The sequence below is a fragment of the Primorskyibacter flagellatus genome (assembly GCF_900176485.1).
GTDB classification, from domain to species: Bacteria; Pseudomonadota; Alphaproteobacteria; order Rhodobacterales; family Rhodobacteraceae; genus Primorskyibacter; species Primorskyibacter flagellatus.
The window spans coordinates 1-4,945 of the sequence record NZ_FWYD01000049.1 but is presented as its reverse complement, the minus strand read 5'-3'; the positions used below and the strand labels follow the sequence as shown (position 1 = coordinate 4,945).

Genomic DNA, 4,945 nt, shown 5'->3' with positions numbered 1-4,945 from the left:
GTTGTCGAAGACCGGTTCCGGGGACGTGAAGAAGACGACTACGTGCACGAATAGGAGGAAGGTGTCATGAAACGGCTGTTTATGGGATACATGCTCTTTTCTCTTGTGGGCTTGTCTCTGGCCTACCTCATGGTGGGTGTCTATCTGGCTTGGGTGTTTGACCGGGGCGTCGACCATCTGTTCTTCGTTCAGAATTTCTGGTGGCTGCGGGCCAACTTCCCGGCCGCGGCCGATATGTCCTTCGTCATTCTGGGCGGCGGGGTCATCGCGGGGCTGGGGCTTGCGCTGGCGGTGGTGAGCGAGTCTCTGTCCACCTTCGGCGTCACGCATTGGCAGAGCAAGGCAGAGCTGCGGAAAAACAAGATGCTGGAGACGCCGGGCAGTGGCTTCCTTCTGGCAAAAACCGCAGGCAAGACCTCGAAAGCGCCCTTCATCTGTTCGAAGCAGTATCCGCCCAACATAGTCGGTCAGTGTTGATCGGTGCAGATCGACCTTTTCCCGGGCATAGATTTCGGACTGTCGACACAACGGCAGATGATCACAATATTTGCCAACGAGGATGTGCGCCAACAGGCCGGGGCCCGCGCGGCCACGGGGGATCGGGCGGCTCGGAAGAGGCGCTTGCGCAAGCACCTCACAGCCGGAACACGCCGCGCGCGGGCGCACGATCTCGCGAACGACGAAGCGCCCCGGGATGTATTCGAGTTCCGTTGTCACATCCTCTCCCAGCGGTCGCAGCGCACCGCCGCAGGCCGCGCAGGTGTCGCCCGGAGACAGGATTTCTGTTTGCCGCTCCAAATGGTCGGGCAGAGGGGTGCGGTTGTGCTGCCGTTTGTTCGGGGTATCATCAACCGGGCTTGGTTCCGGGCCCAGGTTTTCGGCAGCCGCCGCAATGGCCCGATCCTCTTCCAGATCCAGCGCAAGTTGATCGCTGCTTTCGGATTTCGAGCCAAACCGTGCCTTGCCCCTCTTGTCTTATGACTTTTGGTGGCTCCTGAGGCAAAAGGGAGCCACTGCCCGGCACGTCATTTATGACGGGCAGTGGCGGGGGTCGGACCGTTCCCCTCTTGGTCTGTGAGGACCGTTGCCGGGCAGCGGACGGCTACACCGGTTATAACCGGCTGACAAAACCATCCCGCAAGGGAGGCGAGCCGATCACCGTGGCGTATTGCTGGGCCCACGCCCGTCGCAAGCTCAAGGAAATCTTCGACCGCGACGGATCCGAGATCGCAGCCGAAGGCTTGCGTCAGATCGCCGAAATCTATGCCATCGAGAAAGACATCCGTGGCACTTCCCCCGGCCAACGCCTGTCTGCTCGCCAAGCCCGAACCGCGCCTCTGGTCGCTGCATTCGGGGAATGACTTCAGGCTCAACGCCTGCGTATCTCGACCAAGTCACGCCTCGGCGAAAAACTGGCATACATTCACCGCCACTGGGGCGGCCTGCAAACCTTCCTGGCGGACGGGCGCGTCGAGATCGATTCCAACAGCGTCGAAAATCTCATTCGCCCGATTGCCCTCAATCGAAAAAATGCATTATTTGCGGGTCACGATGAGGGCGGCCGGGCCTGGCGCCGCATCGCCTCGCTGATCGAAACCGCAAAGATCAACGGCGTGGAGCCTTTCGCCTACCTGAAGTCTACACTCGAAGCCATCGCCGAGGGCCATCCGAAAAACCGCATCGACGACCTGCTCCCCTGGAACTTTCAACCGACAACCTGAAAGCCCGGTGCCCTCCAGCCGCCGCTTACGGACGAATGGGGCCGCAAGGAGATCATCGGCCTTGCTGACGGCTATCGCGAAAGCACCCAAAGCTGGCGAGAACTGCTGCTTGATTTTCATCGGCGCGACCAGCGAACAACGGTGCTGTTTCCATAAAACTGGTAATGTGCTGAATGCGATGCCGAAGTCTGTGCAGGCGAAAGCGAAAGGTCACCTACATGACATTTGGCAAGCCGAAACGCGCGTGGATGCTGAAGCTGCTTTTGACTTCTTCGTCGCACCTATGGCGTGAAATACGACAAGGCGGTGGGTAAGCTGACCAAAGACCGCGACGTGTTGCTGGCATTTTATGACTTCCCTGCCGAGCATTGGAAACACATCCGCACCACCAATCCGATTGAGAGCACATTCGCCACTGTCCGGCACCGCACAGGCAAAACCAAAGGCTGCCTCAGCAGAAAAACCGGCCTCGCCATGGCCTTCAAGCTGATGATGTCAGCGCAGACCAAATGGCGCAAACTCGACGGAGCCAACCGCATGCCCGAGATCATCCAAGGGATTGCATTCAAAGACGGCATCAAGCAACTTCAAACCGCCGCCTGATCACGCCGCCACCAACTTTCGGGCATAGCTCTGTTGGATGGGGTATCCACGCCATCGACAGAGCCGCCATGATCTATTAACGGTGGAGAAGTCCTACCTTGATAGCCTTGCCTACGGGACGTTCAAACCACCTGTATGCGATGAATGAGACCGCAACCGTTGTCGTCAAGTAAATTGGCAACGTGAGATGGCTGTCAGAAAATCCGCGGGCTCCTCCGAAAGCGAGATCAGCTACTAGTAACACCGTCATTTGCAGCGGCACATGGACGAGGTAGACGCTATAGCTGATATCGCCGAGCCCACTCAGGCGGGCCCCGGACGCAGGGGCAACGCGGTCTAAACCAGCTGCCAGAGATAGCACGGCGACCGCAGCTCCCGCGATGACCATCCGTTCTAAATCCACCATGGCACCGGCCGTCGATACGAGCATACCAATGGCTGTGAGTGCAGCACAACGCAGCAAATTTTTATCGGGGCGCAGCGTATAGAGAAGGGTTCCTAGAAAGAAATAGCCAGCGCACTCAAACACACCTAATCGTATCAGAGGTGGGCGGGTCAATTCAAACGCCAGCCACCCCCAAGATGCGGCACACAGGACCAATGATACAACGATGGGGGTCCTCCGCATGACGAACAGAGACAGAAAAAAAAGACCGTAAACAAAAATTTCCAACGAAACCGACCATATCGGACCATTGAAACTCAGTCCCCGCGACCAAGTTATCCAGTTTGAGGACATGAGTAGCTGCAGCAGAAAATGCTCGATGTCATTGTTTGCGTATATCTGCCAATGCCCTACAAAATTTAGGCTGATCGCCTGCAGCGCGGCAACGTAGAGCAGAGTTGCGAAGTGTAGGGGGTATAGACGAGCGAACCGGGCGACGCCAAATACCCAAGCGTCCACATGGCGTGGCAGATATACATGGGAAAATACAAATCCGGAGATGAGCCAGAAAAGTTCGACTGCATTTGCCGCAAATGGGTTATATAGAGGTGCTAAAATATCTGCATATGGGAACGCCTCAATTGGAGGAATAGATAATCTGTCAAAGGCATCCGCAAGATAAAAATGGTGATAGTGAAATATTACGATTGAGATAGCAGCAATGCCACGCAATGCATCGATCCAATAAAATCGTTCAATTTGGTCCTGACTTCTATCTTCAGACATTACGCTGTCCTTCTTAGTGACCTGCAGCCTGTCTTCCGTGCCACCCGCCCGATACCCGCAAACCTCAGGCAGATCAAGAAGGGGAAGTTTTCAAGCCATTTGATAAAACCACTGTCATTCGGTCGCCAACCCGTGTTATGAGCGCTTGCTCAACCGTCGTCTCAGTTCCGCCCCCTGTCTTGCGCCTCCACATAATGCCGCGGTCGGTGCTGTGGGAATATTTTCCCAAACAAAAGGCTGACCGTGATCATGACGGACGCACAAGTTTCGCTCTCGCGGCTGAGCCGGGACTGAACGACTACCGGCTTCTTTGGTTGCCGCCCGTGATGCAAGAACCTTTTGACCTTGTGGGCGTGTGATCGAGTGCGAACTTCTTTCAGGCCTCGCTATGCGGCACTTCCAGAAGCCGCGGGCCGGGATGGTGATCAGCGGATCGGGTCCAAATCTGGCGCGCGAGCTTTTTGCTCTGCCGGTAGTTCTGGTTTTCCCAATCCGGATCTGTTCGATCGTTTTGCCCATTCAGGTCGTCGTCTTCTCACACCCCCTTGGCACCGTCGCTAACGGTTCGACATGAGCATCATGCAGCGACTGCCAGCGCCGGATCTCTGTAATTTTCGTTCTTCGTCAGCATCGCCCAGATCTGCCGGGCCATCTTGTTGGCCAGCGCGATCGCGACCAGCATCTTGGGCTTGCGCGCCAACATGCGTGACAGCCAACTGCCCTCCGTAATGGTCCGCTGCCCAAGCCAATTCAACCGTGACATTGCGCCAATGATCAGGAGACGTCGGATATCGGCCTGACCGGCCTTGGTCATGCGACCCAAGCGCTCCTTGCCTCCAGAGGAATGCTGCCTTGGCACCAAACCCAACCAAGCCGCAAAGTCACGCCCGGTCTTGAACTGCGCCATGTCAGGTCCGAACGCTTCCACTGCGATGGCCGTAAGCGGTCCAACACCCGGCATGGTCTGGAGCCGGCGCGCCCTGTCCGACTGGGAGGCCAGCGCCTTGAGTTTCGTGGTGCGCTCGGCAATACGCGCCGCTTTCTCTGCAATCTGCGCCAGCAGGTCCTGGCACTCCTCCCGGATCAATGCGGGCAATTCGGCGGTCTCATCCTCCACAAGTGCCGTCATTCGATCAAGGTAGCGTATTCCCACGGGAAACACGTGGCCATGCTCATACAGCAGCGCCCGCAAGGCGTTCACATCCGCGGTGCGCTCATGAACCAGTCGCTCCCGGCCGCGAAACACGGCCGCGCGGGACTGTTGCTCGACCGTCTTGGGCTCCACGAAGCGCATCTCGGGCTGGCGGGCCGCGATAACGATCGCCTCGGCATCTGCGGCATCATTTTTCTGACGCTTGACTTATCATCAGGTGGCCATAATGCGGAGGACTCTGTGCAAACCTGCTGTTTGTCAGCGTTTTTGCCCCATGTTCCTCCGCATTATTTCAGA

The 4,945-nt window shown here is 57.2% G+C and carries 4 protein-coding genes and 3 pseudogenes; 4 read left to right on the top strand and 3 right to left on the bottom strand.

Going from position 1 to position 4,945, the window contains the following annotated elements; genetic code table 11:
- Window positions 1–66: 66 nt before the first annotated feature.
- Window positions 67–477 (top strand): hypothetical protein, encoded by a 411-nt coding sequence (locus B8991_RS21345; RefSeq protein WP_143514703.1) that lies wholly within the window; start codon window positions 67–69, stop codon window positions 475–477.
- On the opposite strand, the pseudogene B8991_RS21340 reads toward B8991_RS21345, so the two are convergent.
- Window positions 451–963 (bottom strand): annotated as a pseudogene (locus tag B8991_RS21340) (transposase domain-containing protein); the annotation flags it as partial. The gene B8991_RS21345 and the pseudogene B8991_RS21340 overlap by 27 nt on opposite strands.
- A 131-nt stretch (window positions 964–1,094) precedes the next feature.
- Between B8991_RS21340 and tnpC the strand changes: the two are divergent.
- Together tnpC and B8991_RS20740 are read left to right on the top strand one after the other, a co-directional pair.
- A pseudogene (gene tnpC / locus B8991_RS22435) lies at window positions 1,095–1,721 on the top strand (IS66 family transposase); the annotation flags it as partial.
- Window positions 1,722–1,751: 30 nt separating this feature from the next.
- Window positions 1,752–2,324, top strand: a pseudogene (locus tag B8991_RS20740) (transposase); the annotation flags it as partial.
- A 76-nt stretch (window positions 2,325–2,400) separates the two neighbouring features.
- Here the strand turns inward: B8991_RS20740 and B8991_RS20735 are convergent.
- The gene (locus B8991_RS20735; protein ID WP_084355181.1) at window positions 2,401–3,495 is read right to left on the bottom strand and encodes an acyltransferase family protein; all 1,095 of its coding nucleotides are present in this window, start codon (window positions 3,493–3,495) and stop codon (window positions 2,401–2,403) included.
- A 577-nt stretch (window positions 3,496–4,072) separates the two neighbouring features.
- Window positions 4,073–4,789: an IS110 family RNA-guided transposase gene (locus B8991_RS20725; RefSeq protein WP_235866723.1), complete on the bottom strand. Its 717-nt coding sequence runs from the start codon at window positions 4,787–4,789 to the stop codon at window positions 4,073–4,075.
- Here B8991_RS20725 and B8991_RS22110 point away from each other — a divergent pair.
- A partial coding sequence (locus B8991_RS22110; protein WP_235866724.1) for a hypothetical protein occupies window positions 4,712–4,945 on the top strand: 234 nt, incomplete at its 3' end. The two genes, B8991_RS20725 and B8991_RS22110, sit on opposite strands and share 78 nt — an antisense overlap.